Source organism: Mycobacterium sp. Aquia_216, from assembly GCF_026723865.1.
Taxonomy (GTDB): Bacteria; Actinomycetota; Actinomycetes; order Mycobacteriales; family Mycobacteriaceae; genus Mycobacterium.
This window is the reverse complement of sequence record NZ_CP113529.1, coordinates 1,183,722-1,210,290: the sequence shown is the minus strand read 5'-3', so window position 1 is coordinate 1,210,290 and position 26,569 is coordinate 1,183,722. Positions and strand designations below refer to the sequence as shown.

Below are 26,569 nucleotides of genomic sequence, written 5' to 3'. Positions count from 1 at the left end.
CCCCGGGCGGAGTTGATTTAAGTGAACCGATTCCTCACCTCGGTTGTCTCGTGGTTGCGTGCGGGTTATCCGGAAGGCATCCCGCCGACCGACACCTTCGCCCTGCTGGCCCTGCTGGCCAACCGATTGTCCAACGACGAGGTGAAGCTCGTCGCCAATGCGCTGATGGAGCGCGGGGACTTCGACAAGATCGACATCGGCGTGCTGATCAGCAAGCTCACCGATGAGCTGCCGTCCGAAACGGACATCGAGCGGGTGCGTGACCGGTTGGCCGCCCAAGGCTGGCCCCTCGACGATCCGCACGACGACGAGCGCGACGGACAGCCCGGTAATGGGGCCCACGGATAGCTGTTCTACGAGCGCTGCGCCTCACGCCCGGTTCCGCCGCGGCAACGATGCTGCCCGCCCTGGAACGGGTGCTGGCTGGTCGTGATGCGGCCTTCGTTGCGGCGCAACCGGGTTGCGACGCCGATCTGGACGCCTTGCGCGTCGGCGAAACCATCGACGACGACGTGGCTTTGGTTGCGACGACATCGGGAACCACCGGAGCGCCCAAGGGCGCTTTGCTCACCGCCGCGGCACTGGCCGCCAGTGCGGCCGCAACGCATCACCGCCTCGGCGGACCGGGCCGTTGGCTGCTGGCCTTGCCGCCGCATCATATCGCCGGAATCCAGGTGCTGGTGCGCAGCGTGCTCGCCGGTTCCGAGCCCGTCGAGCTAGACGTCTCGTCCGGATTCGACGTCGCCGAATTGCCCGGCGCGGTAAGCAGATTAGGGGCCGGCCGACAATACACGGCGCTGGTCGCGGCTCAACTGGCCAAGGCGCTCACCGATCCGGCGGCCGCGGCCGCACTGGCCGAATTGGACGCTGTACTACTCGGCGGTGGGCCGGCTCCACGGCCGGTGCTGCACGCCGCGGCGGCCGCCGGGATCGCCGTGGTCCGTACCTACGGCATGAGCGAGACCGCGGGGGGTTGCGTCTACGACGGTGTCGCGCTGGACGGTGTGCGGTTGCGGGTGCGGGCCGATGGCCGCATCGAGATCGGCGGCCCGACGCTGGCCAAGGGCTATCGCAATCCGGTTGACCCCGACCCGTTCGCCGAATCGGGCTGGTTCCGCACCGACGACCTGGGCACCATCGACGAGTCCGGCGTGCTGACCGTGCTGGGCCGCGCCGACGACGCGATCAGCACCGGCGGGCTGACGGTGCTGCCACAGCGGGTGGAGGCCGCGTTGTGCACCCACCCCGCCATCGGCGACTGCGCGGTATTCGGACTCACCGACGACCGATTGGGGCAGCGGGTGGTCACGGCGATCGTGGTGCGTGACGGTTTCGGGGCGCCGACGCTGGACGCGCTGCGGACACACGTGGCCCAGACGCTGGACGGCACCGCCGCGCCACGCGAGCTGCACATCGTCGATGCGCTGCCGCGCCGCGGCATCGGCAAGGTCGACCGGAGCGCGTTGGTACGCCGATTCGCCGCCGGTCAATAGGCTGGTCGACCGTGAACATCGCACGCCGGGAGATGGCGGCCGTTGCGGCCGGCGCTGTCCTGGTGGCGGCCGCGGTCGTGTTGCCGTCGCTCGATTGGGGAATCAGGCCGCGCCTCGACATCGGACCGCAGCGATTTGCCACACACGAACAAGCGGCCCCGTTGTTCGGCACCTGGGAGATCCACGCCAGCTGGGGAACGGGGCCGGCGATTCTGCTCGCCGTCGCCGCTGTGGCGTGGGGACCTGTTGTAGCGCAACGTCTTTCGTGGCTGACCTTGACGCTGTGCACCTGGTTTGTGGCCTGCGGGTGGGCGTTCGCGCTGGCGATGATCGACGGTTGGCAGCGCGGGTTCGCGGGCCGGTTGACCACCCGGGACGAATACGTGACCCAGGTGCCCGGCATCACCGATATCCCAGCGGCGGTGCGTACGTTTTCCGGCCGGATTCTCGACTACCAGCCCAACTCCTGGGTCACCCACGTTTCGGGGCATCCGCCGGGCGCGCTGTTGACTTTCGTCTGGCTGGACCGGCTCGGCCTGCACGGCGGCGCGTGGGCGGGCCTGCTGTGCCTGCTGGTCGGCTCCAGCGCGGCGGCGGCCATGGTGATCGCCATCCGCGCGTTGTCCGACGAGCGCACCGCGCGGCTGGCCGCCCCGTTCGTCGCGATAGCGCCGACGGCGATCTGGGTGGCCGTCTCGGCCGACGGCTACTTCGCCGGCGTCGCCGCGTGGGGTATCGCCCTGTTGGCCGTGGCGGTGCACGGCCGGGTTCGGTTTCCCACGCTGATCGCGGCCGCCGCCGGGCTGCTGCTCGGCTGGGGCGTCTTTCTGAGCTACGGTCTGCTGTTGCTGGGCCTTCCCGCCGCGGCGGTGTTGATTTCGGCCACCGGCGCCTCCGCGGCGCTACGGGCACTGGGCCCCGCCGCTGTGACCGCGATAGCGATGGCCGTGATCTTCGCCGCCGCCGGATTCTGCTGGTTCGATGGCTATACGCTTGTGCAGCAACGCTATTGGCAGGGTAACGCGATCGCCAATTACCGGCCATTCCAGTATTGGTGGTGGGCCAACCTGGCGTGTGTGGTGTGCGCGATCGGGTTGGGCAGCGTTGCGGGAATCACCAGGGCGTTCGACGTCGCCGCCGTCCGCCGCCGCTCGGGGTTCCAGTTGCCCTTGTTGGCCATGCTGGCCGCGATCGCCTGCGCCGACCTAAGCATGCTGAGTAAGGCCGAGGTGGAACGGATCTGGCTACCGTTCACGATCTGGCTAACCGCCGCACCCGCGCTGCTGCCGGTGCGGTCGCACCGGCTGTGGCTGGGGGTCAACGCCGCCGGCGCGTTGCTGGTCAACACGGTCATGGTCACCCACTGGTAGGTGGACATGGAGGACCAACCCGAGCTTGCGCGCCGGCTCACGACGACCGACGCGGTCGTCATTGGGTTGGGTTCGATGATCGGCGCCGGGGTGTTCTCCGCGTTCGGCCCGGCCGCCCGGGCGGCCGGCGCGGGCCTGCTGATCGGGCTGGGGCTGGCCGCGGCGATCGCTTACTGCAACGCCACCTCGTCCGCGCAACTGGCCGCGGTGTATCCGACGTCGGGCGGAACGTATATCTACGGCCGTGTTCGCCTCGGACCGTGGTGGGGCTTCGTCGCCGGGTGGGGATTCGTGATCGGCAAGACCGCGTCGTGTGCGGCAATGGCCCTCACCGTCGCTGCCTACGCTGTTCCCGCGGCGGAGGTGTGGGTGCAGCGGGTCGTCGGGGTCGCTGCCGTGGTCCTGCTGACCGCGTTCAACTACCGCGGAGTCACCAAGACCGCGGTACTGGCCCGAATTCTGTTGATGTGCACCATGATCGCATTGGCGACCGTGGTGATCGGCATCGCGGTGAGCAAGCCGAACCCGTCGCATCTGAGCGGCGGCTGGTTCACCGGCTCCGGCTACGGGGTGCTGCAGTCGGCGGGACTGCTGTTTTTCGCGTTCGCCGGGTATGCGCGGATCGCGACGATGGGCGAAGAGGTCCGCGACCCCGCCCGCACCATCCGCCGGGCGATCACCGTTGCCCTGGCGATCGCCGTGGTGATCTATCTGGTTGTCGGGGCTTCCGCGCTGTTGGCGGCGGGACCCGACCGCCTCGCGAGTGCCGCTGCGCCACTGGCCGAGGCGGTCCGCGCCGCCGGCGCTCCGGCACTGGTCCCGGTGATCGCCGTCGGGGCCGTGCTGGCCAGCCTTGGTGCACTGCTGGCCCTGGTCGCCGGGCTCGGGCGCACCGTGCTGGCGATGGCCCGGCATCGGGATCTGCCGGGCTGGCTTGCGGCTGTTCACCCGGTTCACCGGGTGCCCCACCATGCCGAGATCGCGATCGGCGTGGTGGTCTGCGTCCTGGTGAGCGCCGTCGATTTGCGTGGGGTGATCGGCTTTTCGTCGTTCGGAGTGCTGATCTACTACGCGATCGCCAACGCCGCTGCCATCACGTTGCCCGCTTCTGCTGTGGCACGGCGCGTGTGCAATGTCGTCGGCCTGGCCGGGTGCCTGCTGCTGGTCGCCACCTTGCCGTGGGAGTCGGCGGTCGCGGGGCTGGCGGTGTTCGCCGTCGGGATCGCCGGGCGCGCCGCGGTGCTGCGCCGCCGCGCCTGAGCTTCGCGCATCGAGTGTGCGACGACGACGCAGAGTGTGCGTGCGGGTCACCCTGGGCGCACACTCGACGACGGCTACAGTCCCGCCGCGCGGGTGACGCGCGCGAAGCGGCTGTCGGGCCCGCAGGCCGCTCGCACCGCGGCGACGTCGTCGACGACGTCGAAGTCGCTCAGCCGCGCTACCGAGACAGCGTCAATACCGTTGTCGTGCAGCGCTTTCCAGGTCAGTTTCCCGGTGCCGGGTTGAGACATCGGCACGGTCCGCAGGCATTGAGCCATCGCCGGGTGCTGCACGCCGAATATCCACCAGCCACCGTCGACGGCCGGCCCGAGTACGGCCGGCGCCAGCAATAGCCGGCCCGCGCAGTCGGCCAGCAGGTCGGCGGTCACCTGCGGAGTGTCCATGCCGATTTGCAGCACCGGAAAGCCCTCGGCCGCGTCGGCGTGGGCATTGACGAGCCGGTCCGCGAAGCCGTCGCCCCGTTGCTCGATCACGGTGAACGACGCGAGCCGCTGGCGGATCTGCATCGCACCGGCGGCCGCATTCAGCTCGCCGGTCAACGCCACGACCCGCGAGGCCACCGGGGCGGCCGCCACCGCATCGAGGGTGTCCAGCAAGGCCGCGGCGGCGATCTCGGCCGCGAGCCGATCGCCGACCGTGGCGGCGAGCCGCGTCTTGGCCCGGCCGGGCTCCGGCGCTTTGGCGACCACCAGCAGCGTCACCGGCAGGTTCATCACGAGATCACTTTCCAGAAGTCCAGGATCGCGGTCACGCTGCCCCGCAGCGAACCGCTGACCTTGGACTTGCCCCCGGTGCGGGGACCGTAGCTGACGTCGAACTCGACCACGCGCCAGCCCGCGGCGGCGGCGCGCACCAGCAGTTCCAGCGGATACCCCGACCGCCGATCGACGATGCCGAGACCCAGCAGCGCTTCCCGGCGGGCGACCCGCATCGGCGCGATGTCGTGAACCGGCAGGCCGTGGCGAGTGCGCAGCCGCCAGCTCATCACGACGGTGCCCACCCGCGCGACCCACGGCCAGTGCAGCCCCGCGACTGGCCGGCGCCGGCCGATCACCAGATCCGCATCCTGCCCGAGCGCGGCGACCAGCCGCGGCAGGTCGCCGGCATCCATCGAACCGTCGGCGTCGATGACCGCCACGATCGGAGTCGTCGCGGCGACCACACCGGCGTGCACCGCCGCCCCGTATCCGGGCCGCGGTTCGGCGACGACATCAGCGCCGTGCCGAGCGGCGACGCCGGCGGTGTCATCGGTGCTGTTGTTGTCCACCACCAGGGCTCGATAGCCGGCCGGAATGGCCGCCAGCACCGCCGGCAGCGACTCTTCCTCGTTCAGACACGGCAGCACCACCGTGACCAGATCGTCGGGCTTCCCTGTCGACCCCAGGGCGATCAGTTCCCCGACGAAGAGTGGCCACCACCACCACCGCCCCCGGACGGCGCCCTGGGGGCCACGGGCTGCTGAGGCTTCGGCGCGACGGTCGGCTGCTGCGTGGGCGGCTTCGGCGCCACCGTCTGTTGCTGGGTGGGCTGTTGCTGGGTGGGCTGTTTGGTCGGTGCAACCGTCGTCGGTGCCACTGTCGTCGGCGCGACCGTGGTGGGGGCGACCGTCGTCGGCGCGACCGTGGTGGGAGCAACCGTCGTCGTGGGGGCGACCGTCGTGGTGGGGGCAACCGTCGTGGTGGGGGCAACCGTCGTCGTCGGCGGCGTGTACGGCGTGGTCGTCGGCGGCGCGGACGGGGTGGTGGTCGGGGTTGTCGGTGTCGTCGGCGGAGTGGTCGTCGGCGCAGTCGTGGTCGGCGTGGTCGGCGTCGTGTACGTCGGCGGCGTATACGGCGGATACCAAGGCGGTGGCTGCGGTCGCCAGCCCGGGTACGGAACGATGATCGGCAAGGGGATCGGGATCGGAATCGGCCCATTGGGGTTCGGCACCAGACCGGGAACAACCGGCTCGACCGGCGCACCCGGAACGGGTGCCGGGCCGGCGCCGGGCACCGGCGCCGGCTGGACCGCCGGGGCCGGGATGATGCCGCCCTGGTATCCCGCGTTGGGCGCTTCGGGCGGCGGCGGGGGTACCGGCGCCTGCTGCTGGGTCGGCAACAGCGGCATGAACTTGCCCGGGGCGGCGTTCTGGTGTCCCACCACCGGTTCCTGGCTGGCGGTGGGCCGCACGGCGACGACCACCGCAACGGCCAGCGACGCCACGCCGACCACCGCGAACGCGATCACGGCATTGCCGATCAGCAACGACCGTCTGCTGAGTTTCAGCGGGCCGGTCTCGGCGTCGGGATCGTCGTCGTAGTAGTCGTCGAATTCGTCGACCTCGCCCGGAAGCAGGTCGCCGTCGTCGTCGGCCAGCGAGTACGCCAGCTGCTGGTCGGCCGCATCGGGATCGCCGAATCCGGCCGGAGCCAACGCGGTCGCGTCGCCGGTGAGCCCGGCGGCCGGCGCCATCGCCGTGGCATCGCCGGTGAGCCCGACCGCCGGGGCCATCGCAGTGGCATCCCCGATCAGTGGTGCGGCCGCGATCGCGGCCCCGCGGGCCAGCGCGAAGGTGGGGTCTTCGGGAATCTGCACCCGCATCGTCGCGTCGCGAAGCTGGTCGGCGACCTCGGTCGGATCGGACGAGGCGTCCACCAGATACACGTCGTCCGTGGCGTCCGGGTGCTCGCCGAGCTGGGCCATCATCGTGTCCAACGTGCCGGTGGCGTCGCCGCCCAGGAACTCGCTGGCCAACATGGTGGGCGGCGCGTCCTGGTCAACTTCGGCCGAGCCCAGCACCGACAGCGTCGCCGTGTTGTCGTCGACCACCAGTACCCCGCCGGATCGGCCCGCGGCACGCATCAGGGCCGTCACCGCCTGCGACTGCGACAGCACCGCGACGTTGTGGACACCGGAGTCCTCCAGCGCCTGACGCAGCCGGTCGGCACCGGAATGGTCGGTCCAGCACAGCCGGGTCCCGACCAGCCGGTGGTTCTCGTTCGCCAGGAGCCGATTCGTACCGACCACGGTCTCCGTCAGTTGTGCGATCGGGTTGTTAGCCAGGTCGACGACGGATTGGTCGATCACGTCACTACCGCCCGCACCCGCTCCGACGAGCGCCAGGCGGGCGACGGGGCCGGTGACCGCGACCCCCAAAACGACGTCCATCCCTGCTCTCCTTCGGCTGGCCACCCCAGAACCAGCATCTCCCGGCATCATTACACTTCGGTACCGTCGGCAGTAACAATCATTCGGGCGACCCCGTTCGCCTTACAGGCGCAGCGTAACCGCGTTCCCAGACCGGGGACGCACTCCCGCGTCGTCCGAACGGAGATTATGTTTCCAAGTAAGCAACGGAGTCGCCGCGGCAGGGGGTTCCCTCGCCACCCAAGCGAAATCGCGCCGTCCGTAACCGTCCTCGACACCCGGGGGGAACCGTGAGTCAGAGCAGCGACGAGGCGCCCACCGGCCCCATCCGGGACCTGCCCCCGCAGCAGACCGCTCCGGGTCCGCCGGCTGACGCAACCCCGGCCCGGCGACGCAACGTCGTGGCCGACCTGAGCGCAGCAGTCTTGCTCCTCCTCGCGCCGCTACTGCCGTGGAACCTTTACTTCGGCATTGCGATCCCCGATAGCAACCCGACGGTGTTCGCGGTGCTGATCGCGGTGACGCTGCTGTCTTTGATCGCTCTTGCTTTGCCCAGTTCGGGGCACACTGCCCGCGGACTTCGGCTGGCGCTCAACGTTCCCTATTTGCTGCTGGTGCTCGCCTTCGTCGGATTCGACGTCTTCGAGACCGTCCGGTTCGGCGGGACCGTGACCGTGCCGGGCGGTGTCGGACCGGGGGCCTGGCTGGGTGTCGCCGGTGCGCTGTTGAGCGCGCAGTCGGCCGGCAGCGCCGCGGCGGACGACGACGCCTCGAACGGGCGGCAGAGGTCTGCCCAGGCCATCGGTTACGTATCGATGGTGGCCGCGGCACTGAGCTTCGGCTTCACCCTGTACTGGCGGGTGAAGTACGCGCTGGGCGACTCGGCCGACTTCGGTAAGCAGAACATCGCGGTCATCGCGACGGCGACGGTGTACGGCCTGGTCGCGTTGCTCGCCGTGCTCGTCGCCTCGCGGTGGCTGCTGCGCGGGACCCGGGCGTCCCGGCTGGCGACGATCGCGCTGGGGGCCTCGACGCTGGTCGCCGGGATCGTCGTCTGGTTCCTCCCGGTCGGCCGCGACATCGACGCATTCCATGGCATCGCGCAGAACACGTCGACGGCCGGCGTCGGGTTCGAGGGCTATCTGGCGTGGGCGGCGGCCGGGGCGATCTTCCTACCGCGGACGCTGTTCGGCCGGGCCGGCACCGTGTCGTCCGAGGAGGGCGCGTGGCGGGGGGCGACCCGAACCGGCTTGCTGCTGATCGCCGTCTGGTGCCTGGGATCGACGGCGATGCGGATCACCGACCTCGCCGTCGCGGTGAGCCTGGACTACCCCTACTCGCGGTACGACAGCGTGGTGCTGGCCATGTTCGATGCTGCCACCGCGGGGCTGGCGATCTGGCTGCGGATCACCCTGCGCAACGACTCCGCCTCCGCACGGCTGATCACGACGGTGTCCGGACTTGTTGCCACGCTGAGCATTTCGCGCGTGATCGTCGGCGTCGTGCTCGCGCCGCGCTTCCTGGAAGCACCCAATGCGGCGCAAAATCCAGTCTACGGAAACGATCTCGCCCAACAGATCACCAGCATCTTCGACGTGGCGTTGTCCGCGTTGGCCCTGTGCATCCTTGCGGCGGCGATCGTCACCGGGCATTTCAGCGCCCGGCGCCGCCGGCGGCGTGCCGCCCGCAGGCACGCCGTCGCACAGAACGCTGCGGCGCCGACGACCCGCATCCCGACCGGCGCTGCCCCGCCCTCGGCCGCCGCGACCACCCGGATCCAGACCGGCGACTCACCCACCACCGCAATACCGCAACTGACCGGCTCGCCCCGCATCTTCCGCGGTGACGACTCGGCCACCCGGCAGATACCGATCTCGAAGCCCAAGATCTACCGGCCGCCGCACGACCCGTCCTAAACGTGGATTACCGCAGCGGCGCGAACGCGAAATCGCGCAGGCCCGCGCGCGGGTCCACGGCCGCACGGAAACCCAATACCTCGGCCGCGCGTGCGGGGTCGGCGACGATGTGGCGCACGTCGCCGCTGCGGTACTGCCCGGTGATCACCGGCGACACCGCCTCGTCGCGCGCGGCGCAGAGCGCGGAGGCCACCTCCAGGATCGAAATCGGCCGGCCCGAGCAGACGTTGACCGCAGTGAAGCCGGAACCGTCGGTTGCCAGCAGCTGCGCCGACGCCAGGTTGGCGGCCGCCACATCGTCGACGTGGACGAAGTCACGCATCTGACCGCCGTCCTCGAAAACCCTTGGCGGCTGGCCTTTTTCCAGCGCTGAGCGGAAGATGGCCGCCACTCCGGAGTACGGGGTGTCGCGCGGCATGCCGGGACCGTAAACGTTGTGGTAGCGCAACGCCAGCACCGATCCGCCCGTCGACTCCGACCACGCCAGCGCGTAATGCTCCTGGGCCGTCTTGCTGGCGGCGTACAGGCTGCGCGGCCGCAAGGCGGCATCCTCGTCGACCAGCCCCCAGGACAGCTCCTCGCCGCCGAGCGGGCAGCGGTGCTCGAAGGTCCCGGCGTCGAGGTCCGCCCGCCGCCGCGGCAGCGGGTCGACGTCCCCGTGCTCGGGGCAGCGATAACGGCCCTGCCCGTACACCACCATCGACGACGCCAGCACCAGGCGGCGCACCCCAGCGGCGAACATCTGCGCCAGCAGCACCGTGGTGCCGTAGTCGTTGTGGCCCCCGTAGGCGGGGGCGTCGGCCGCATCGACACCGGCGCCCACCATCGCGGCCTGATGACACACCACATCGATGCCGTGCAACACCGGCGGCAGCGCCTCGGCATCGCGGACGTCGACCCGATGACATCCGTTCGGCAGCAACGAGTTTGGCCCGTGAGCGGCAGGCAACAACATGTCGATGCCGACCACCTCATGACCCGCCGCGCGCAGCGCCGCGTCCACCCGCGACCCGATGAATCCGGCCGCGCCGGTCAGCAATACCCTCACGGCAGCTCGAACGGCAGGGTGACGCCGGTGTGCGCCAGGCAGTGCGTGCAGCCCCGTTCGACCGCCACCCGGCCGATGGCTTCGCGCACCAGCTTCTTGAACAGCTCCATGTTCTTTTCGAATTGCGCGTACACGTCGACGGCCTTGACACCTTCGCCGACGCTGACCCCCGCATCCAGATCTGTCACTAAAGCTATTGCCGCATAGCAAACTTCGAGTTCACGCGCCAGCACCGCCTCCGGGTATCCGGTCATGTTGACCAGAGTGAATCCCGCCGAGGCGTACCACTGACTTTCGGCGCGGGTGGAGAATCTCGGCCCCTGGATCACCACCATGGTGCCGCCGTCGACCACGTCCGCCAGCCCGGTGACCGCCTCGCGCAGCGTCGGGCAATAGGGGTCGGCGAAGTCGACGTGAATCGCACCGGAATCGAAGTAGGTGTCGGCGCGGCCGTTGGTGCGATCCACCAGCTGGTCGGGCACCACCACGGCGCCGGGCCCGTACGCCGGGTTCAGGCTGCCCACCGCGCACGGTGCGAACACCCGCCGCACCCCCAGCGTGCGCAGGGCCCACATGTTGGCGCGGTACGGCACGGTGTGCGCCGAGTATTCGTGCTTGGCGCCGTGCCGGGGCAGGAAAGCGACTTCGTGCTCCCCGATGGTGCCGATGGTGACCGGGGCGCTGGGCTGGCCGTAGGGGGTGTCCGGATTGACGTGGTGAACGTCGGAGCCGAAGAACGTATAGAAGCCGCTGCCGCCGATCACTCCGAGCATCTGCGCCGCTCCTCCTCATCGCTCCGCTCTGCATCGTCGCCGGCGGGCATTCGCCCATTGTGGTGCATAGGGCAGGATGCCCTGGTGGCCAGTTTTGCGCAGTGGATCTCGGGCGCCCGGCCGCGGACGCTGCCCAACGCGATCGCGCCGGTGATCGCGGGGACAGGTGCCGCGGCCTGGCTGCATTCGGCGCTGTGGTGGAAAGCGCTGCTGGCGCTGGCCGTCGCGGTCGCGCTGATCATCGGCGTCAACTACGCCAACGACTACTCCGACGGCGTCCGGGGCACCGACGACGTCCGGACCGGCCCGGCGCGACTGGTGGGCTCGCGACTGGCGACCCCGCGGTCGGTGCTGACCGCGGCGGTGGCCTCGCTCACGATCGGTGCGGCGGCCGGTCTGGCACTGGCGCTCCTGTCCGCGCCGTGGCTGATCGCGGTCGGAGTCGTGTGCATCGCCGGGGCCTGGCTGTACACCGGCGGGTCCAGGCCCTACGGGTACGCGGGCTTCGGCGAGATCGCGGTGTTCGTGTTCTTCGGCCTGGTCGCCGTGCTGGGCACGCAGTACACCCAGGCGCTACGCGTGGACTGGGTGGGACTGGCGCTGGCGGTGGCGACGGGCGCGCTGTCGTCGTCGGTCCTGGTGGCCAACAACCTGCGGGACATCCCGACCGACGCGCAGGCGCACAAGATCACGCTGGCGGTACGCCTCGGCGATGCCCGCACCCGGGTGTTCTACCAGGCACTGCTGACAACGGCCGGGATGCTGACCCTGGTGCTGATGCTGGCGACGCCATGGTGTGCGGCGGGGCTGGTCGCCACGCCGTTGGCGCTGCGCGCCGCCGGGCCGGTGCGGTCCGGCCGCGGCGGCCCCGAACTCATCCCGGTGCTGCGTGACACCGGGCTGGCGATGCTGGTCTGGGCCGTCGCGATAGCCGGCGCGCTGACGCTGGCCCACTGACGCACCCGCGGCGATTTGGCACGCGCCGATCGACGACGGGTTAGCGTCAGCAGTGACCCGCATTACACAGCTAGCTGGATAACACCGAGCGAGGAGCGCAATGCAGCAGATCGCCGCGACCAGTGGGCCCAGGAACATCGGACTGCTCAGCGTCGGGGCATACCGCCCCGAACGCGTGGTCACGAACGAGGAGCTGTGTCAGAACATCGACTCGTCCGATGAGTGGATCTACACCCGAACCGGAATCAAGACGCGCCGGTTCGCCGCCCGCGACGAATCCGTCGCGTCGATGGCGACCGAGGCCAGCCGAGCAGCCATTGCCAAAGCCGCATTGCAGGCGACCGACATCGACGGCGTCATCGTCGCCACCAGCACCCAGTTTTTGCAGACCCCGGCCAGCGCCCCGGCCGTCGCGTCGGCGCTGGGCGCCACCGGTGTGCCCGCATTCGACATCTCGGCCGGATGCGCCGGCTTCGGCTACGCGGTCGGCGTCGCTGCCGACATGATCCGCGGCGGCAGCGTCGCCAAGATGTTGGTCATCGGTTCGGAGAAACTGTCCCCCACCGTGGACATGTTCGACCGCAGCAACTGCTTCATCTTCGCTGACGGCGCAGCCGCAGTCGTGGTGGGCGAGACACCGGAGCAGGGTATTGGGCCGACCGTCTGGGGTAGCGACGGCGAACAGGCCAGGGCCATCCGCCAGGACATCGACTGGATCGCTTATACGGAGAATCCCACCGGCCCGCGCCCGTTTCTTCGGCTGGAAGGCAGCGCGGTCTTCCGTTGGGCCGCATTCGAGATGGGCAAAGTCGGGCGCCAGGCCATGGACGCCGCGGGTGTGCGACCCGATCAGATCGACGTGTTCATCCCGCATCAGGCCAACGCCCGGATCAACGAGGTACTGGCCAAGAATCTGGACCTGCGGTCGGACACGATTGTCGCCAATGACATTGAGCACACCGGCAACACGTCCGCGGCATCCATTCCGCTGGCGATGGCCGAACTGCTCGCCACCGGGGCGTCCAAGCGCGGCGATCTGGCCCTGCTGATCGGATACGGCGCGGGCCTGAGCTATGCCGCTCAGGTCGTGCGGATGCCCAATTACTGAGCTCGGCTCTCGTCGGCTTCGTCGTCGGATCTGTCTTCGGGGACCACCTCGCCGCGCAGCCGCGCTTGCAGCTGTTCGCGTTCGGCGCGCCGACGTTCGCCGGCGACGGCAAGCGCGGCGGTGGCCCGCCGGCGCAGCGGGCTGAACAGCCAGATGCCCAGCGGCATCGCAATGATCAACGCGAACAACGCCGCGACGACGACCGGGAGCTGGGTGACGCCGAGCAACCGCGCCGCCAGGCAGATCACTGCGGTAAGCGCGACCGCCAGCAGCAGCCGGGCCGCGGCGTAGCGCAAAACGTCGACAACCACGCGGTCTCGCGTCCGCTGCTGCGCGCCGTCCGCCGGCTTGTCCCCAGTGCTGTTGTCGCTCGGCCCTTCTGACACGGGTCGAGCCTACGGCCCGGGTATATTCGCTCACAGGAGGTGTCGAGTGCTCTACCTGGTAGTCGTCCTGGTCCTGGGGACGCTGATCTATATCGGCTGGCGCGCGGCGCGGTCGCAGGCCCACCGACCGAAGACGCGCGTCATCGGACCCGACGACGATCCAGACTTCATGCGACGGTTGGGAAGCGGAGACGACGACTCCCGCTGACCGCGCCGGCCGCGTTCGTTCCCCCCGGACTAACCCAGGCCCAGGTTCGGCTGATCTCCCGGAAATCCTTCCGCGACAACGGCAGCCAAGCCAGTGAGCGCTTCGCGGGTCTCCCGCCGCAGCTGATCCAGATGGATCTCGGCACCCTCGTCGAGATGAGCGTCATAGGGCACCAACCGCACCGCGCGGCAGCGCCGGGAGAAGTGGTCGATCACCTTGTTCATGTCGACCTTGCCGTTGCGGGGGCGCACCGCGTTGATGACCGCGATCGAGTTGCGAACCAGCGCTTCGTGGCCGTGTGCGTCCAGCCAGTCCAGCGTCGCCGAAGCACTGCGCGCACCATCGATGGACCCAGAACTCACCACGATCAGAACGTCGGCGTTCTCTAGCACCGACGACATCGCCGAGTGCAGCAGCCCGGGCCCGCAGTCGGTGAGGACCAGGCCGTAGTACCGCTCCAGGATCGCCAGGGTGCGGGTGTAGTCGTCGGCGTCGAATGCCTCCGATACGGCCGGATCGCTTTCCGACGCCAGCACTTCCAATCCGCTCGGGCCCCGCGAGGTGTAACGGCGGACATCGCTGTAGCGCTCGACGGTCCCGGCGTCCTGCAGCAACTGACGCACCGTGCCCGCGGTCTCCAGCGGTACCTTCTGGCCCAGAGTGCCGCGGTCGGGGTTGGCGTCGACGGCCACCACCCGGTCGCCGCGGATCGCGGCGAAGGTGGCACCGAGCGTGGCCGTGATCGTGGTTTTTCCCACGCCACCTTTGAGCGAGATCACCGCGACCCGGTAAGAACCGCGCAGCGGCCGGTTGACCTGCGCCACCAAGTTGTTCTGCCGGGCGGCCCGAGGGCTCTCCCCGAGGTTGATGGTCCGGCCGGACAACACGTAGACCAGCCGGCGCCAGCCCTCCGAGGGCGGCGGCTTGATCGGCCGCAGCAGCATGCCGGTGGACAGTTCGGGGTAAGGCGTGTGGGGCACGTGCTCGGGGCGGTACGGGGCCGGGGCTTCCGGCGATGGCGCGTCGGCCCGGCCGTTGTAGTAGGCGCCGTATGCGGTCGGGTCGACCCGCGGGATGCCGGTCACCGGCGTGGAATCCCACGGCGGCATCCCGGGCGGTGCAGGCGTTGCGGCGGGCTGTGCCGCCGGCCGCTCGGTTGCCGGGACCCGACGCTCGGTGCGGAAACCGGCGAAGGCCCGAGTCGGCGCCTCGGCCACCGAATCCGCGGACTGCTGCTCCCGCGGAGCCGGGCCAGCCGTCGGATGTTCGGGCGCCCCCACGCCGCTCGCTGATTGCTCAGACACGTGCATTCCCCCTTGTTGCGGTGTCGATTCCTTACTGTCAGCCCACGCCCGCATAAGAATGCAGGCCCACGGTCACCAGGTTAACGAAGAACAGATTGAAGACCATGGCCACAAACCCGGCGACGTTGATCCAGGCGGCCTTGCGGTCCCGCCATCCCGCGGTTGACCGGGCATGCAGGTACGCGGCATAGATCACCCACGCGACGAACGAAACCGTCTCCTTGGGGTCCCAGCCCCAATACCTGCCCCAGGCCTCCTCGGCCCAGATGGCTCCGAAGATGACCCCGAAGCCGAACACGGGGAACGCGAAGATCGTGGTGCGGTAGGCGATGCGGTCCAGGGTCTGCGCGTCGGGCAGCCGATCCACTATTCGTTGCAGTGCGCCCCCGCCGCGCTGTTCGGCCGCGGGATCGCCCAGCCGTGAGGTGCGCAGCAGAAACAGAATGCTGGCAATGCCGGCGACCAGGAACACCCCGGAGCCGAGGCTGACCACCGACACGTGAATGGGCAGCCAGTAGGACTGCAGGGCCGGCATCACGGGTGCGGCATTGGTGTAGAGCCAGCGGCCGGAAACCGTGAGCAGGATCAGCACCGGCAGCAGCAGGAAAACCCAGAGCGGGCGGAACTGCGGGCGGCGCAGCACGATCGCGCCGGCGATCAGCCCGCACAGGCAGGTGAGGTTGATGAACTCGTACATGTTGCCCCACGGCACCCGCATGGTGGCCAGCCCGCGCAGCACCAGGCAGGCCAGCAGCAGCCCGATTCCGAGGTAGACCACCGCCAGCCCGGCCCGCCCCACGCGCTCGTCGAACGGCCGCTGCGCGACGTCGTCGACGATGCCAGGGGTGGCGCTGTCGGCGGTCACGGAACCGGCCAGTACTCGTGCGCGGTTGTCTGCTCGACGGCCGCCGACGTAGGCGAGCTCGAAGGCCAGCAGCAGCAGCGCGACAACCAGGGCGACCACCGCCGAGGTGAACGCCCAGTCGGAGTAGCGCGCCAGGCCGATATTGACGTGCAGGGTGTTCATGTGACGTCCACCTGAGAACTCCTTCTGGACGCTGGGTCGTCGGCCTGGTCCGCGGCGGCGGCTTCGTCAAGCCCGGTCAACACGCGCTCGGTGAGCCTTTCGAACTCCTCTCCCCAACCGGAGTTGTCGGTCCGCGCCAGGCCGCCCAGCTCGACGTTCACCGTACCGGGGGCCTGGCCGGCCCGGTCGGTGACCGGCGTGAGACGAACCCATACCCGGCGACGGCGCACCAACAGCGACACCAGCAGCCCACCCATCATCGTGATCGCGAAGACCAGCACCCAGGTTTGGCCGGGGTCGTGGGAGACCTGCAGGTTGACGAACGGCACGGCGCCGTCGAAGCGGATGGTGGTTCCCGCCGCCGGGCCCGCCTCGATCCGCACCTCCTGACCGGCGCGCAGGTTGACCCGCTTCTCCTTGGTCAGCCGGCCCTGCTCGATCAGCCGGGGATCCAGGGTGAACAACGACTGCGGACGCCCGGTGTCCAGGCCGGTGTCGCCACGGTAGATGTCGACAGCCACCGCTGGGGCGTCCAGGGCCGGGAACCGCGACGACAACAGGGCGCCGTCAAGCTGCTCGGTGGGAGCCAACAGGCCCTGGATCGCGATTTCGTGGTCGCGGCGCTCGGCGGCGTTGCGATAACTGCCGGCCGGCGGGTCGATGCGCGCCACCCCCGACGAGAGCAGGGTCTGCGGGTTGTCGGGCCGCCACTGCACGGTCGACGTGCGCGTCTGCCCATCAGGGAAGGTGACCGTGAAGCTGGGCGCATAGCCGTGGCCCTGCAGGTATACCCGGTCGCCGCCGACGCGCAGCGGGTGGTTGACCTCCAGCCGGTAGGGCCGCCAGCTGTTGGCTGCCAGGTCAGGACTGGCCGAGTAGTCCTGGTAGTCAATGTCCGCGGCGAACGACGTCGCCTGCCCCGACGACAGGTAGTGCGCTTGAAAGTCGTTGACCCGCACGCAAATTGGATGCAGCGATGTGCCGTCGACGGTGTTGCCGGCGCGGAACGAGTCGAACGCGGCCGGTGAGGCCGAGCAGAAGCCGGGGCCGCCGTCGGCGATCACGATGACGTTGCCCTCGTAGCCGAACAGCTTGCCGACGGCCACCGCGACCAGCAGCCCCAGTAGCGAAAAGTGGAAGACGATGTTGCCGAATTCGCGCAGGTAGCCCTTTTCGGCGGAGACCTCGGTGGCTTCAGTGGCTTCGTCGTGGCGGATCGCGGTGCGCCAGCCGTGCAGCCTCCCGGCAACCCTGTTCGCCACGGCGTTCAGGTCCGCCTCGTCGGCGAGTGTGAGCTGCGAGCTGGTGTGCTTGGGCAGCCGGGCCAGGTTGCGCGGGGCGGCGACGGGCGTGGCGCGCAGGCTGCGGGCGTGCTCGATCATCCGCGGCGTCAGGCAGCCGACGAGCGAGACGAACAGCAGCACGTAGATGGCGGTGAACCAGAAGCTGGAGAACACGTCGAAGGCCTGCAGCCGATTCAGCCACGGGCCGATCGTCGGGTGGGCGGTCAGGTACTCGTCGACCCTGCCGGCGTTGAGGCTGCGCTGGGGCAGCAGCGCGCCGGGTATCGCGCCGAGCGCCAGCAGGCACAACAGCACCAGCGCGGTGCCCATCGAGGTCAGCGCGCGCCAGGTATTGCGCCCCCAGGCCAGAAGCTGTCTCAAATCGGCAACCTCACGTCGCTGACGAAGGCGTCGCGCAGCCAGGAGATGAAGTCGTTCCACACGCCGGTCACCAGCAGCACCCCGACGGCGATCAGCAGCACACCGCCGAAGATCTGGATGGCCCGGCTGTGCCGTCGCAGCCAGCCCAGCCCGGTCACCGCGCGCGCCGAGCCAAAAGCCAAGAGCACGAACGGGATTCCCAGCCCCAGGCAGTAGGCGATCACCAGCAGGATTCCGCGGGCCACATTGGCGCCTTCGGTGGCCGAGGCGACGGTGATCACGCCGGTCAGCGTCGGGCCCAGGCACGGCGTCCAGCCGAGCGCGAACACCGCGCCGAGCACCGGCGCCCCGGCGACCGTCGTCAGCTGTTGCGGGCTGAACCGGACCTGGCGCTGCAGGGCCGGGATCAGGCCCACGAACACCAGCCCCATCACAACGGTCAGCACGCCCCCGACCCGCTGCAGCACCAGCTGATTGGTGATCAGCGTCGTCGTCATCCCGAGTACGGCGACGGTGCCCAGGACGAACACCGTGGTGAATCCGGCGACGAACAGGGCCGCCGACGCCGCGACTCGCCACCGGGCCGCCGGCGGGGCCTTGACTATTCCCGCTTCCGAGCCCGAGCCCGGCCGGTCATCCACCCCGACCACCGCGGCCAGATACGACAGATAGCCGGGCACCAACGGCACCACGCAGGGCGAGGCGAACGACACCAGCCCGGCGAGCACGCAGGCGCCCAGCGCCAGCAGCAGTGGCCCGGCGGCGGCGGTCTGCGCGAAACCGGTCATTGCTTGCCCGTTGTCTTCAGGCCCGGTGGTGCTTCCCGAGTCAGCTTCTGCACCACGGGCTGCAGGTCGGATGCCAGCAATTCCCGCAGAAACACCGCCGCGACCCGGTGCTCGCGATCGAGCACCAGCGTGGACGGGATGACCGTGGTGGGGTACTTGCCGCCGAAAGCGATCAGGGTGCGCATGGCCGGGTCGTAGATCGACGGGAACGTGACGGCGCGATCGTTGACGAAGTCCAGGGCCGCCTGGCGGTTGTTGTCGCGGACATCGATGCCGAGGAAGGATGCCCCGGATCCGCGGGTGGCGTCATACACCTGCTGCAGCTGGGTGACCTCGGCGCGACACGGGCCACACCACTGACCCCAGACGTTGATGACGACGACGTTGCCGGAGAAGATCGGGTCGTCCACCGACATCGTGTGCGACGGGTCGGATAGGTCCGGTCCGGACAGCGGGCCGGGGCGGCTACGACTCGAGGGCGGGTCGTAAAAGATGTCGGTTTTCCCTCCGGGCGAGACGAATTCGAAGGTGCCGCCCTGCGCGACGGCGTCGCGGCCGGCGGAGCAGCCGGCGAGCAACCCGCAGATTGCCACCACCGCCCCGGCGACCAACCGCCGATGCATGCTCAAGCGCCTGCCGGTTGGGAGTATTCGACGCCGACCAGCCGATCGCCGTCGTAGACCAGCGTGGTCAGCGAGGCGAGATCGCACTCGCGCCGCCGCGGGTCGTGCCACAGCCGCCTGCCGGTCAGGTGCAGCCGCAGCGTCCACACCGGCAGCTGGTGGCTGACGCACACCACCTCGTGGCCGGCACCGCGAACGCGCGCCTTGTCCACCGCGGTGGACATGCGGGCGGCGATCTCGCGGTAGGGCTCACCCCACGACGGCGTGAACGGATTGCGCAGCTGCCACCAGAACCGCGGGTTTCGCCAGGCACCGTCGCCCGGACTCATGCGCTTGCCCTCGAAGAAGTTGGCCGACTCGATCAGATCGGGGTCGGTGTCAATAGTCAGGTCGAGCTTCGCAGCGATCGGGGCGGCGGTCTCCTGTGCCCGCTGCAGCGGCGAGGCGATGACAGCGACGATGTCGCGGCCGGCCAGCGCGTCGGCGACCGCCGCGGCCTGCGCTTTCCCCTTGTCGGACAGGTGAAATCCGGGCCGCCGGCCGTAGAGGATGCCGTCGGGGTTGTGCACCTCGCCGTGCCGCATCACATGCACCCGGGTTTGCTCGGCCATCAGGAATTCCCCTCCGGGGTCGCGCTCGCGGCCGCGCGGGCCGCGGCCGGCAACGCGTTCGCGATTCGGTCGAACGCGGTGTCGTCGAGTGCCGCCGAAACGAACCAGGCCTCGAAGGCGCTGCACGGCGGGTATACGCCCGCGTCCAGCAGGGCGTGAAAGAACGGCGGATAGCGCCAGGTCTGGCTGTTGCGCGCGGAAGCGAAGTCCGTGATCGGCGTGTCCGCGAAGAACACACTGAGCATATTGCCTGCGCGCGGAATCTGGTGTGGCACACCAACATTGGTGAGAACCTCGGAGAACAGTCCGGCCAGCCGGTCGGCGTTGGCGTCCAGTGCCGCGTAGACGGCGTCGTCCGCGGTGCGCAGCGTGGCCAGCCCGGCGGCCATCGCCACCGGGTTACCCGACAACGTGCCGGCCTGATACACCGGCCCCAGCGGCGCGAGGCGCTCCATCACCTCGACCCGCCCGCCGAACGCGGCGGCCGGCAGCCCGCCGCTCATCACCTTTCCGAACGTGAACAGGTCGGCAGCGACGGGATCGATTCCGTACCAACCGCTTCGGCTGACCCGAAAACCGGTCATCACCTCGTCGACGATCAGTAGTGCGCCGTGCTCGGCGGTGATCGTCCGCAACGCCGCGTTGTAGCCGGCAGTTGGCGGGACCACCCCCATGTTGCCGGGGCTGGCCTCGGTGATCACCGCGGCGATCTGGTCGCCCAACTGCTCGAATGTCTGCCTCACCACGTCGATGTCGTTGTAGGGCAACACGATTGTGTCGGCCGCCGCGGCGCCGGTAACCCCGGGCGAGGACGGCAGACCCAGCGTCGCCACCCCGGAACCCGCGTCGGCGAGCAACGCGTCCGCATGGCCGTGATAGCAGCCGGAGAACTTGACGATCTTGGCGCGCCCGGTGAACCCGCGGGCCAGCCGCACCGCACTCATGGTGGCCTCGGTGCCGGAGTTCACCAGCCGGAGGCGCTGCACCGGCGCGACCCGGCCGATGATCTCGGTGGCCAGCTCGGTCTCCGCGGGGGTGGGGGCCCCGAACGACAATCCCGTCGCCGCGGCCTTGGCGACCGCGTCGACAACAGCCGGATGCGCGTGGCCGAGAATCATCGGGCCCCACGAACAGACCAGGTCGACGTAGCGGTTGTCGTCGGCGTCGGTGAGCCAGCAGCCGTGTGCCTCGGTGATGAAGCGCGGCGTGCCGCCCACCGCGGTGAAGGCACGGACCGGCGAATTCACCCCGCCGGGGATCACCGCGCACGCGTCCTGGAAAAGACGCGCCGAATTGGTCACGGCCCCCCTGGGCACAGCGGCGGCCTGATCAGTGCTGCCCATGACGACCAGTGTTCCAGCCTGCGAACAGCGATCAACTACAGGGTGTAAGAGTTGGTTGCGGGTTGAAGTGGGCCGGGTCCGGCGAGTTGGATGGTGGTATGCGACTCCCCGAAGGCCTGGCCCGTTTCAACCGGCACGTCACCAACCCCATTCAGCGGCTGTGGGCTGGCTGGGCCCCGTCGTTCGCGATCATCGAGCACGTCGGCAGGCGCTCCGGGAAGGCCTACCGGACGCCGGTGAGCGCCTTCAACGCCACCGTCGACGGCAAACCCGGCATTGCGGTCCTGCTCACCTACGGCCCGGACCGCGACTGGCTGAAGAACCTCGAGGCGGCCGGCGGCGGGCAGATGCGCCGCCACGGCAAGACCTTCGGCATCGCCGCCCCCCAGGTCGTCACCAGGGACGAGGCGGCCGAGCATGTGAGCAGCGGGACGCGACGGGTGTTCGGCAGGCTGCCATTCGAGCAGGCGGTGCTGTTCACCCGGACGTCCTAGCGGCGGCGGTTCGGCCCCGGGCGCTGCCGATGGCGTAGATCGCCAGCACCACCGCCCACGACAACAGGGACAGCCACAGCTGACTGCGCGCCGACTGGTCGAACGCCATCTGTACCAGTACCGCAGTGATCCCGGCCAGCGTCAGGATCGACAGCACCGGGAAAAACCACATCCTCACCCGCAGCTTCTCCGCGGGCGTGCGGCGGCGCAGGATGATCTGCGACAGCGCGATCAGCCAGTAGACGAACAAGATGATCGCGCCCGATGAGTTGAGCAGGAACAGAAATACCGTGTGCGGCGCCAGCCAGGACATGATGACGCACAGGAAACCGATCGCCGACGAGAACAAGATGGCGATGTGCGGGACGCCACGACCGCTGAGTTTGACCAGCCGCATTGGCGCCTCATGGCGTGCGGCGAGCACGAACAGCATGCGCGACGCCGTGTACAAACCGGAGTTCAGGCAGGACAGCACCGCGGTGAGCACGACCGCGTTCATCACCTGATCGGCGCCGGCCAGGCCCATGTGCTTGAACGCGGCGACATACGGTGACGCGCCGAGCTCCACCGAATTCCACGGCAGGATGACGACGAGCAGAAAGACCGAGCCGACGAAGAAGATTCCGATACGCGCGACGACCGATCGCGTCGCCCGTTGGACTGCCAGCGCCGGATCCCGACTTTCGGCCGCGGCGATGGTGACGATTTCGGCGCCCACCATCGAGAAAATCACCACCACGATCGCGGCGAAGACCGCGCCGACGCCTTGCGGGAAGAATCCGCCGTGCACGGTCAGATTGGCGAACCCGCCGCGGTGCCCCGGCCACAGGCCGGACACGAATACCGCGCCGATGCCGAGGAAAATGACGATGGTCGCGACTTTGATTCCGGCGAACCAGAATTCGAACTCTCCGAACGATGTTACCGAGAACAAGTTCGTCGCCGTCATCAACACCATCAGGCATAGCGACAAGGCCCAGAGCGGGGCATGGAACCAGTAGTTGAGGACTTTGCCGCCGGCGACCGCCTCGAACCCGACGACGATCACCCAGAAGTACCAATACAGCCAGCCCACCGAAAATCCGGCCCAGCCGCCCAGCGCCTTGGCCGCGTAATCGGCGAACGACCCGGTCGACGGGTTCGCGGCCGCCATCTCCCCCAGCATCCGCATCACCAGGACAACCAATACGCCGCAAAGGGCATACGTCAGGAACGCGGCGGGCCCGGTGTCCCGGATCACCACGCCCGATCCAACGAACAACCCGGCGCCGATCACACCGCCGAGCGCGATCATGCTCAGCTGCCGCTGCGAAAGCCCTTGGCGCAGTTGAGTATTAGCACCGCTATCCGGCCCACCGACGCCGGTGCCCGCAGACCCGGGGCCCACCTGGCGTTTCGTGCGCCGCATGCCCGGACGCTAGCGGGCTTCCCGGTCCGCAGCAACCGCCGGATTACAGGTACAGGTCTTGTTCGCGGATCAGCGCCGTGGCGATCACGCTTATCACTGCCGTCGCAACGAGATACCCGCACGCCAGCCACGGCGTGCCCCCGGCGACGGCGATCAGCGCAGTCAGGATCATCGGGGTCACCCCGGAGGCGTAGATGCCCGAGAACTGATAGACGAACGACAATCCGGTGTAGCGGGTCTGGGTCGGAAACAACGACGAGAACAGCGTGCCCTGCGCACCGTAGAACAGCGCGTGCACGACACCGAACACGATGACCATCGCCACCCCGAACAACACCAGGTTCTTGCTGCCGAACAGGGCGAACACCGGGAAGGTCACCAGGCCGTAGCAGACCACGCCCACCAGGTACACGCGCCGGGGCCCGTAGCGGTCGGTCAGCACTCCCGAAACCGGCAACAGCACGGCCATCACCAGGGCGGCGACGGTCACGACGAGCAGGACGGGCACCTTGTGAAAGCCCAGGGCCCCGGTGGCGTAGCTGATCGCGAACACACCCCAGGTGTTGAACGCCGAGCCCTCGGCCCAGCGGGCCAGCAGCCCGAGCAGCGTGTTGCGCCTGGCCCGGGCCCCGCGGAAGATCCCGCGGATCGGCACGGTCGACGCCACCTCGAGGTCGCGCAATTGCTGAAACGCCGGCGTCTCATCGACCCGCCACCGCACCAGGACGCCGACCACGACCAGCACCAGGCTCAGCAGGAAGCCGATGCGCCAGCCGTAGGCGAGGAACTCCGCCGAACCCAACTCGACCTGCAGGAGCGCGAAGATGCCGGTGCCCAGCGCCAGGCCCAGCGCCAGGCCGATCTGGGGGATCGCCCCGTAGCGGCCGCGCCGGTCCCCCGGGCTGTGCTCGACGGCCAGCAGCACCGCGCCACCCCACTCGCCGCCCAGGGCGAAACCCTGCAGCACGCGCAGCACCAACAGCAGCACCGGCGCCCACGCCCCGATCTGGGCAGCGGTCGGCAGCACCCCGATCAAGGCCGTCGCGACGCCCATGATCAGCATCGTCAGCGCCAGGCTGCGCTTGCGTCCGATCCGGTCGCCGATGTGGCCGAACACCACGCCACCGACGGGCCGCATGACGAACCCGACAGCGAACGTCGCGAACGCCAGCAGCGTGCCGACCACGGAACTGGCGTTGGGAAAGAACAACTTGCTGAAGACCAGCCCGGCGGCGGTGGCGTACAGGAAGAAGTCGTACCACTCCACCGTGGTGCCCAGCAGGCTCGCGGCGACGACGGTGCGCAGCCGCCGGCGCCGCTCCGCGTCGGATTCGTCGAGGGTGTCGGCCGGCGCGGGGGCGGGCAGAGTCGTCGCCATGGCTACTGCGCCGAGGCGACCGCGAACGGTGTCGCCGACGCCGGCTGGGCCTTGCGGTTGGGATGTTTCCACACACCCCTACGCTCGAGCAGCGGCAGCACGCCCTCGCCGAACCAGTACGCCTCTTCCAAGTGCGGGTATCCCGACAGGATGAAGTGATCGATGCCGAGATCGGCATATTCGATCAGCCGCTCGGCGACCTCTTCGTGCGAACCGACCAGTGCGGTGCCCGCACCGCCACGGACCAGGCCGACGCCGGCCCACAGGTTGGGCGCGATCAGAAGCTCGCCGCTGCTGCCGCCGTGCAAATTCAGCATCCGGCGCTGTCCCTCGGATTCGCTGCGCGCCAGGCTGCTCTGCACCCGCTCGATGTCTGCCGGGTCGATGGCCTCCAGCAGCCGGTCGGCTTCGGCCCACGCTTCCTCGGCGGTGGGGCGGCTGATCACGTGGATCCGCAAGCCGAATTGCAGACTCCGGCCGGCATCGGCGGCCAGCCCGCGCACCCAGTCCAATTTCTCGCCAACGGCCGCCAGCGGCTCACCCCAGGTGAGGTAGACGTCGGAGTATTTGGCGGCGACCGGCCCGGCGGATCCCGACGATCCACCGAAGAACACCGCAGGTATCGGGTCGGGCGGGTTGTTGAGCTGTGCACCCTCGATGTGGATGTGCTCACCGGCGAACGTCACCGGTTCCTTCGAGGTCCACAGTTGGCGCACCACATCCAAGAACTCGGCGGTACGCGCGTAGCGCGCTTGTTTGTCCAGGAAATCCCCGTAGGCCTGTTGCTCGTGCGGTTCGCCGCCGGTGACGACGTTGAGCAGCAGCCGTCCCTCCGAGTGGCGCTGGAAGGTTCCGGCCATTTGTGCGGCCAGGGTGGGGCTGAGCAATCCCGGGCGGAACGCCACCAGGAACTTCAACGTCTCGGTGCGCTCGATCAGCATCGCCGTCGTCAACCACGCGTCCTCGCACCACAATCCGGTCGGTGTGAGCACCGCCTCAAAACCGTTGTCTTCGGCGGCGGCGCAAATCTGGTGCAGATAGCGCAACGTCGCAGGGCGGTCGCCGTGCATTGACGTGCCGTGTCCACCGGCGACTAGGTTGCGCGAATCGCCGTATGTCGGCAAAAACCAGTGAAATGCCAGAGTCATCCAATTCTCTTCCGCTCTTGATCTGCATTCGGTCGACTGTCCAAACCATGCACGAAAGCTCCAGCGTCCCGAAGCGCCGCCGACCGCGCGAGGGTTGAAACCTGCCAGATTCAATACCGCGCTACCGGCCTTCGGAGGGCGTTCGGGCGGCACACGTCACTGGTCGATGACTGCCGAATCACAATGCCCTTGCAAACGGCGTGGCAGGGTCGGAAAAACCCTGTCGGCGCGGCATTATGACGGTCGTGCCTGATCTGAACCGCCGCGCCGTGCTCCGCATGGGCGCCGGTGCCAGCGCTGCGGCCGCGGGCGCGTGGGCATTGAGCGCCTGGCTGGATCCGCTCGAACCACGAGCGGCGCCGCCGGCGCCGTTCGAGCCTTCCAACGCGGGTAGCAGCCTGCCCAACAAACTCACCGGATCGTTCATTTCGAAGGCACGCGGCGGCGTGAAGACCAACTGGGTGATCGCCCTGCCGCCCGGGCAGGCCGCGCAAAGCGGGCCCCTGCGCCCGGTGATTGCGTTGCACGGCAAGGACGGCGACGCGAACATGATGCTCGACTGCGGCGTCCAAGACGGGCTTGCCCGGCTGGCCAAGGAAGGCAAGCCGCCGTTCGCCGTGGTCGGGGTCGACGGCGGCTCCGATTCCTACTGGCACAAACGGGTCGACGGCAGCGACTCGGGCGCGATGGTTCTCGACGAGTTGCTGCCGATGCTGTCCTCGATGGGCCTCGATACGTCGCGGGTGGGCTTCATGGGCTGGTCGATGGGCGGATACGGGGCGCTGCACCTGGGCGCCAAGCTGGGGCCGTCGCAGACCGCGGGGATCTGCGCGATCAGCCCGGCGCTGTACACGTCCTACTCCGATTGCGCACCCGGGGCGTTCGACAGCTACGACGATTGGATGGCCAACAGCGTGATGGGCCTGCCCGCGCTGTCACAGATCCCGCTGCGGGTCGACTGCGGCACCTTCGACCGCTTTTATCCCGCCACCCGTCAGTTCGTCAGCCAACTCAAAACGCCACCGGCAGTGAGCTTCACGGTCGGCGGCCACGACGTGACCTGGTGGCGTTTGCAGTTGCCCGGCGAGCTCTCCTGGCTGGCGACCTAACCGAGG

Annotated in this window: 26 protein-coding genes; 10 read left to right on the top strand and 16 right to left on the bottom strand. The window is 69.1% G+C overall.

What is annotated here, in order from left to right; all coding sequences use genetic code 11:
- The first annotated feature begins 21 nt into the window (after window positions 1-21).
- The 4 genes from OK015_RS05785 to OK015_RS05770 all read left to right on the top strand — a co-directional run bounded on the left by OK015_RS05785 (window position 22) and on the right by OK015_RS05770 (window position 4,123).
- On the top strand, window positions 22-348 hold the full coding sequence (locus OK015_RS05785; protein ID WP_268129930.1) for a DUF3349 domain-containing protein: 327 nt from the start codon (window positions 22-24) through the stop codon (window positions 346-348).
- A 68-nt stretch (window positions 349-416) separates the two neighbouring features.
- Window positions 417-1,493: an o-succinylbenzoate--CoA ligase gene (gene menE / locus OK015_RS05780; protein WP_442791268.1), complete on the top strand. Its 1,077-nt coding sequence runs from the start codon at window positions 417-419 to the stop codon at window positions 1,491-1,493.
- A gap of 11 nt (window positions 1,494-1,504) precedes the next feature.
- A complete protein-coding gene (locus OK015_RS05775) occupies window positions 1,505-2,863 on the top strand; it encodes a hypothetical protein (RefSeq protein ID WP_268129926.1) in 1,359 nt (452 codons plus the stop codon).
- A gap of 6 nt (window positions 2,864-2,869) precedes the next feature.
- Window positions 2,870-4,123 (top strand): APC family permease, encoded by a 1,254-nt coding sequence (locus OK015_RS05770; protein ID WP_268129925.1) that lies wholly within the window; start codon window positions 2,870-2,872, stop codon window positions 4,121-4,123.
- Between the two features lie 74 nt (window positions 4,124-4,197).
- On the opposite strand, the gene OK015_RS05765 is transcribed toward OK015_RS05770, so the two are convergent.
- Genes OK015_RS05765 through OK015_RS05755 form a run of 3 tightly spaced genes read right to left on the bottom strand, consistent with a single transcriptional unit; the run spans window position 4,198 to window position 7,291 of the window.
- Window positions 4,198-4,860 (bottom strand): TIGR04282 family arsenosugar biosynthesis glycosyltransferase, encoded by a 663-nt coding sequence (locus OK015_RS05765; protein ID WP_268129924.1) that lies wholly within the window; start codon window positions 4,858-4,860, stop codon window positions 4,198-4,200.
- Complete coding sequence (locus OK015_RS05760; RefSeq protein WP_442791267.1) at window positions 4,857-5,528, bottom strand: glycosyltransferase family 2 protein; 672 nt, start codon at window positions 5,526-5,528, stop codon at window positions 4,857-4,859. Before OK015_RS05760 ends, OK015_RS05765 begins: the two co-directional genes overlap by 4 nt.
- Window positions 5,529-5,533: 5 nt before the next feature.
- Window positions 5,534-7,291 carry a hypothetical protein gene (locus OK015_RS05755; protein ID WP_268129923.1) on the bottom strand — a complete coding sequence of 586 codons (1,758 nt, stop codon included), beginning with the start codon at window positions 7,289-7,291 and terminating at the stop codon, window positions 5,534-5,536.
- A 314-nt stretch (window positions 7,292-7,605) separates the two neighbouring features.
- On the opposite strand from OK015_RS05755, the gene OK015_RS05750 reads away from it, so the two are divergent.
- Complete coding sequence (locus tag OK015_RS05750; RefSeq protein ID WP_268132471.1) at window positions 7,606-9,186, top strand: DUF7937 domain-containing protein; 1,581 nt, start codon at window positions 7,606-7,608, stop codon at window positions 9,184-9,186.
- Between the two features lie 7 nt (window positions 9,187-9,193).
- Here OK015_RS05750 and OK015_RS05745 read toward each other — a convergent pair whose 3' ends face one another.
- Together OK015_RS05745 and OK015_RS05740 are read right to left on the bottom strand one after the other, a co-directional pair.
- Window positions 9,194-10,234 carry an NAD-dependent epimerase/dehydratase family protein gene (locus OK015_RS05745; protein ID WP_268129922.1) on the bottom strand — a complete coding sequence of 347 codons (1,041 nt, stop codon included), beginning with the start codon at window positions 10,232-10,234 and terminating at the stop codon, window positions 9,194-9,196.
- Window positions 10,231-11,007 (bottom strand): S-methyl-5'-thioadenosine phosphorylase, encoded by a 777-nt coding sequence (locus OK015_RS05740; protein ID WP_268129920.1) that lies wholly within the window; start codon window positions 11,005-11,007, stop codon window positions 10,231-10,233. Before OK015_RS05740 ends, OK015_RS05745 begins: the two co-directional genes overlap by 4 nt.
- A gap of 84 nt (window positions 11,008-11,091) precedes the next feature.
- Here OK015_RS05740 and OK015_RS05735 point away from each other — a divergent pair, with 84 nt between their 5' ends.
- Window positions 11,092-11,964, top strand: coding sequence for a 1,4-dihydroxy-2-naphthoate polyprenyltransferase (locus OK015_RS05735; protein WP_268129919.1), 873 nt, complete (start codon window positions 11,092-11,094; stop codon window positions 11,962-11,964).
- A 100-nt stretch (window positions 11,965-12,064) separates the two neighbouring features.
- On the top strand, window positions 12,065-13,072 hold the full coding sequence (gene fabH / locus OK015_RS05730) for a beta-ketoacyl-ACP synthase III (protein ID WP_268129917.1): 1,008 nt from the start codon (window positions 12,065-12,067) through the stop codon (window positions 13,070-13,072).
- Here fabH and OK015_RS05725 read toward each other — a convergent pair.
- Window positions 13,066-13,458, bottom strand: coding sequence for a DUF4229 domain-containing protein (locus OK015_RS05725; protein WP_442791209.1), 393 nt, complete (start codon window positions 13,456-13,458; stop codon window positions 13,066-13,068). The two genes, fabH and OK015_RS05725, sit on opposite strands and share 7 nt — an antisense overlap.
- A gap of 46 nt (window positions 13,459-13,504) precedes the next feature.
- Here OK015_RS05725 and OK015_RS05720 point away from each other — a divergent pair, with 46 nt between their 5' ends.
- Window positions 13,505-13,666 (top strand): hypothetical protein, encoded by a 162-nt coding sequence (locus OK015_RS05720; protein WP_268129916.1) that lies wholly within the window; start codon window positions 13,505-13,507, stop codon window positions 13,664-13,666.
- 29 nt (window positions 13,667-13,695) lie between these two features.
- Here the strand turns inward: OK015_RS05720 and OK015_RS05715 are convergent, their stop codons facing one another.
- The 7 genes from OK015_RS05715 to hemL are packed head-to-tail and all read right to left on the bottom strand — an operon-like array spanning window position 13,696 to window position 21,026.
- On the bottom strand, window positions 13,696-14,976 hold the full coding sequence (locus OK015_RS05715; protein ID WP_268129915.1) for a MinD/ParA family ATP-binding protein: 1,281 nt from the start codon (window positions 14,974-14,976) through the stop codon (window positions 13,696-13,698).
- Window positions 14,977-15,007: 31 nt separating this feature from the next.
- Window positions 15,008-15,997, bottom strand: a complete 990-nt coding sequence (gene ccsB / locus OK015_RS05710; protein ID WP_268129913.1) for a c-type cytochrome biogenesis protein CcsB — start codon at window positions 15,995-15,997, stop codon at window positions 15,008-15,010.
- On the bottom strand, window positions 15,994-17,610 hold the full coding sequence (locus OK015_RS05705) for a cytochrome c biogenesis protein ResB (protein ID WP_268132467.1): 1,617 nt from the start codon (window positions 17,608-17,610) through the stop codon (window positions 15,994-15,996). Before OK015_RS05705 ends, ccsB begins: the two co-directional genes overlap by 4 nt.
- 47 nt (window positions 17,611-17,657) lie before the next feature.
- Window positions 17,658-18,449: a cytochrome c biogenesis CcdA family protein gene (locus OK015_RS05700; protein ID WP_268129912.1), complete on the bottom strand. Its 792-nt coding sequence runs from the start codon at window positions 18,447-18,449 to the stop codon at window positions 17,658-17,660.
- Window positions 18,446-19,072 carry a TlpA disulfide reductase family protein gene (locus tag OK015_RS05695; RefSeq protein ID WP_268129911.1) on the bottom strand — a complete coding sequence of 209 codons (627 nt, stop codon included), beginning with the start codon at window positions 19,070-19,072 and terminating at the stop codon, window positions 18,446-18,448. The genes OK015_RS05700 and OK015_RS05695 overlap by 4 nt, the downstream gene beginning before the upstream one ends.
- Before the next feature lie 2 nt (window positions 19,073-19,074).
- Window positions 19,075-19,683, bottom strand: a complete 609-nt coding sequence (locus OK015_RS05690; RefSeq protein ID WP_268129910.1) for a histidine phosphatase family protein — start codon at window positions 19,681-19,683, stop codon at window positions 19,075-19,077.
- Complete coding sequence (gene hemL, locus OK015_RS05685) at window positions 19,683-21,026, bottom strand: glutamate-1-semialdehyde 2,1-aminomutase (RefSeq protein ID WP_268129908.1); 1,344 nt, start codon at window positions 21,024-21,026, stop codon at window positions 19,683-19,685. The genes OK015_RS05690 and hemL overlap by 1 nt, the downstream gene beginning before the upstream one ends.
- Window positions 21,027-21,124: 98 nt before the next feature.
- Here hemL and OK015_RS05680 point away from each other — a divergent pair, with 98 nt between their 5' ends.
- A complete protein-coding gene (locus OK015_RS05680; RefSeq protein ID WP_268129906.1) occupies window positions 21,125-21,520 on the top strand; it encodes a nitroreductase family deazaflavin-dependent oxidoreductase in 396 nt (131 codons plus the stop codon).
- On the opposite strand, the gene OK015_RS05675 is transcribed toward OK015_RS05680, so the two are convergent.
- The 3 genes from OK015_RS05675 to OK015_RS05665 form a co-directional block, all read right to left on the bottom strand.
- Entirely contained in the window at window positions 21,504-22,814 is a 1,311-nt protein-coding gene (locus OK015_RS05675) for an amino acid permease (RefSeq protein ID WP_268132465.1), read from the bottom strand. The two genes, OK015_RS05680 and OK015_RS05675, sit on opposite strands and share 17 nt — an antisense overlap.
- A 157-nt stretch (window positions 22,815-22,971) precedes the next feature.
- Window positions 22,972-24,306 carry an MFS transporter gene (locus tag OK015_RS05670; protein ID WP_268129905.1) on the bottom strand — a complete coding sequence of 445 codons (1,335 nt, stop codon included), beginning with the start codon at window positions 24,304-24,306 and terminating at the stop codon, window positions 22,972-22,974.
- A gap of 2 nt (window positions 24,307-24,308) precedes the next feature.
- Window positions 24,309-25,454 (bottom strand): LLM class flavin-dependent oxidoreductase, encoded by a 1,146-nt coding sequence (locus OK015_RS05665; protein WP_268129904.1) that lies wholly within the window; start codon window positions 25,452-25,454, stop codon window positions 24,309-24,311.
- Window positions 25,455-25,690: 236 nt separating this feature from the next.
- On the opposite strand from OK015_RS05665, the gene OK015_RS05660 reads away from it, so the two are divergent.
- Window positions 25,691-26,563, top strand: a complete 873-nt coding sequence (locus OK015_RS05660) for an alpha/beta hydrolase (protein ID WP_326498518.1) — start codon at window positions 25,691-25,693, stop codon at window positions 26,561-26,563.
- Window positions 26,564-26,569: the final 6 nt, after the last annotated feature.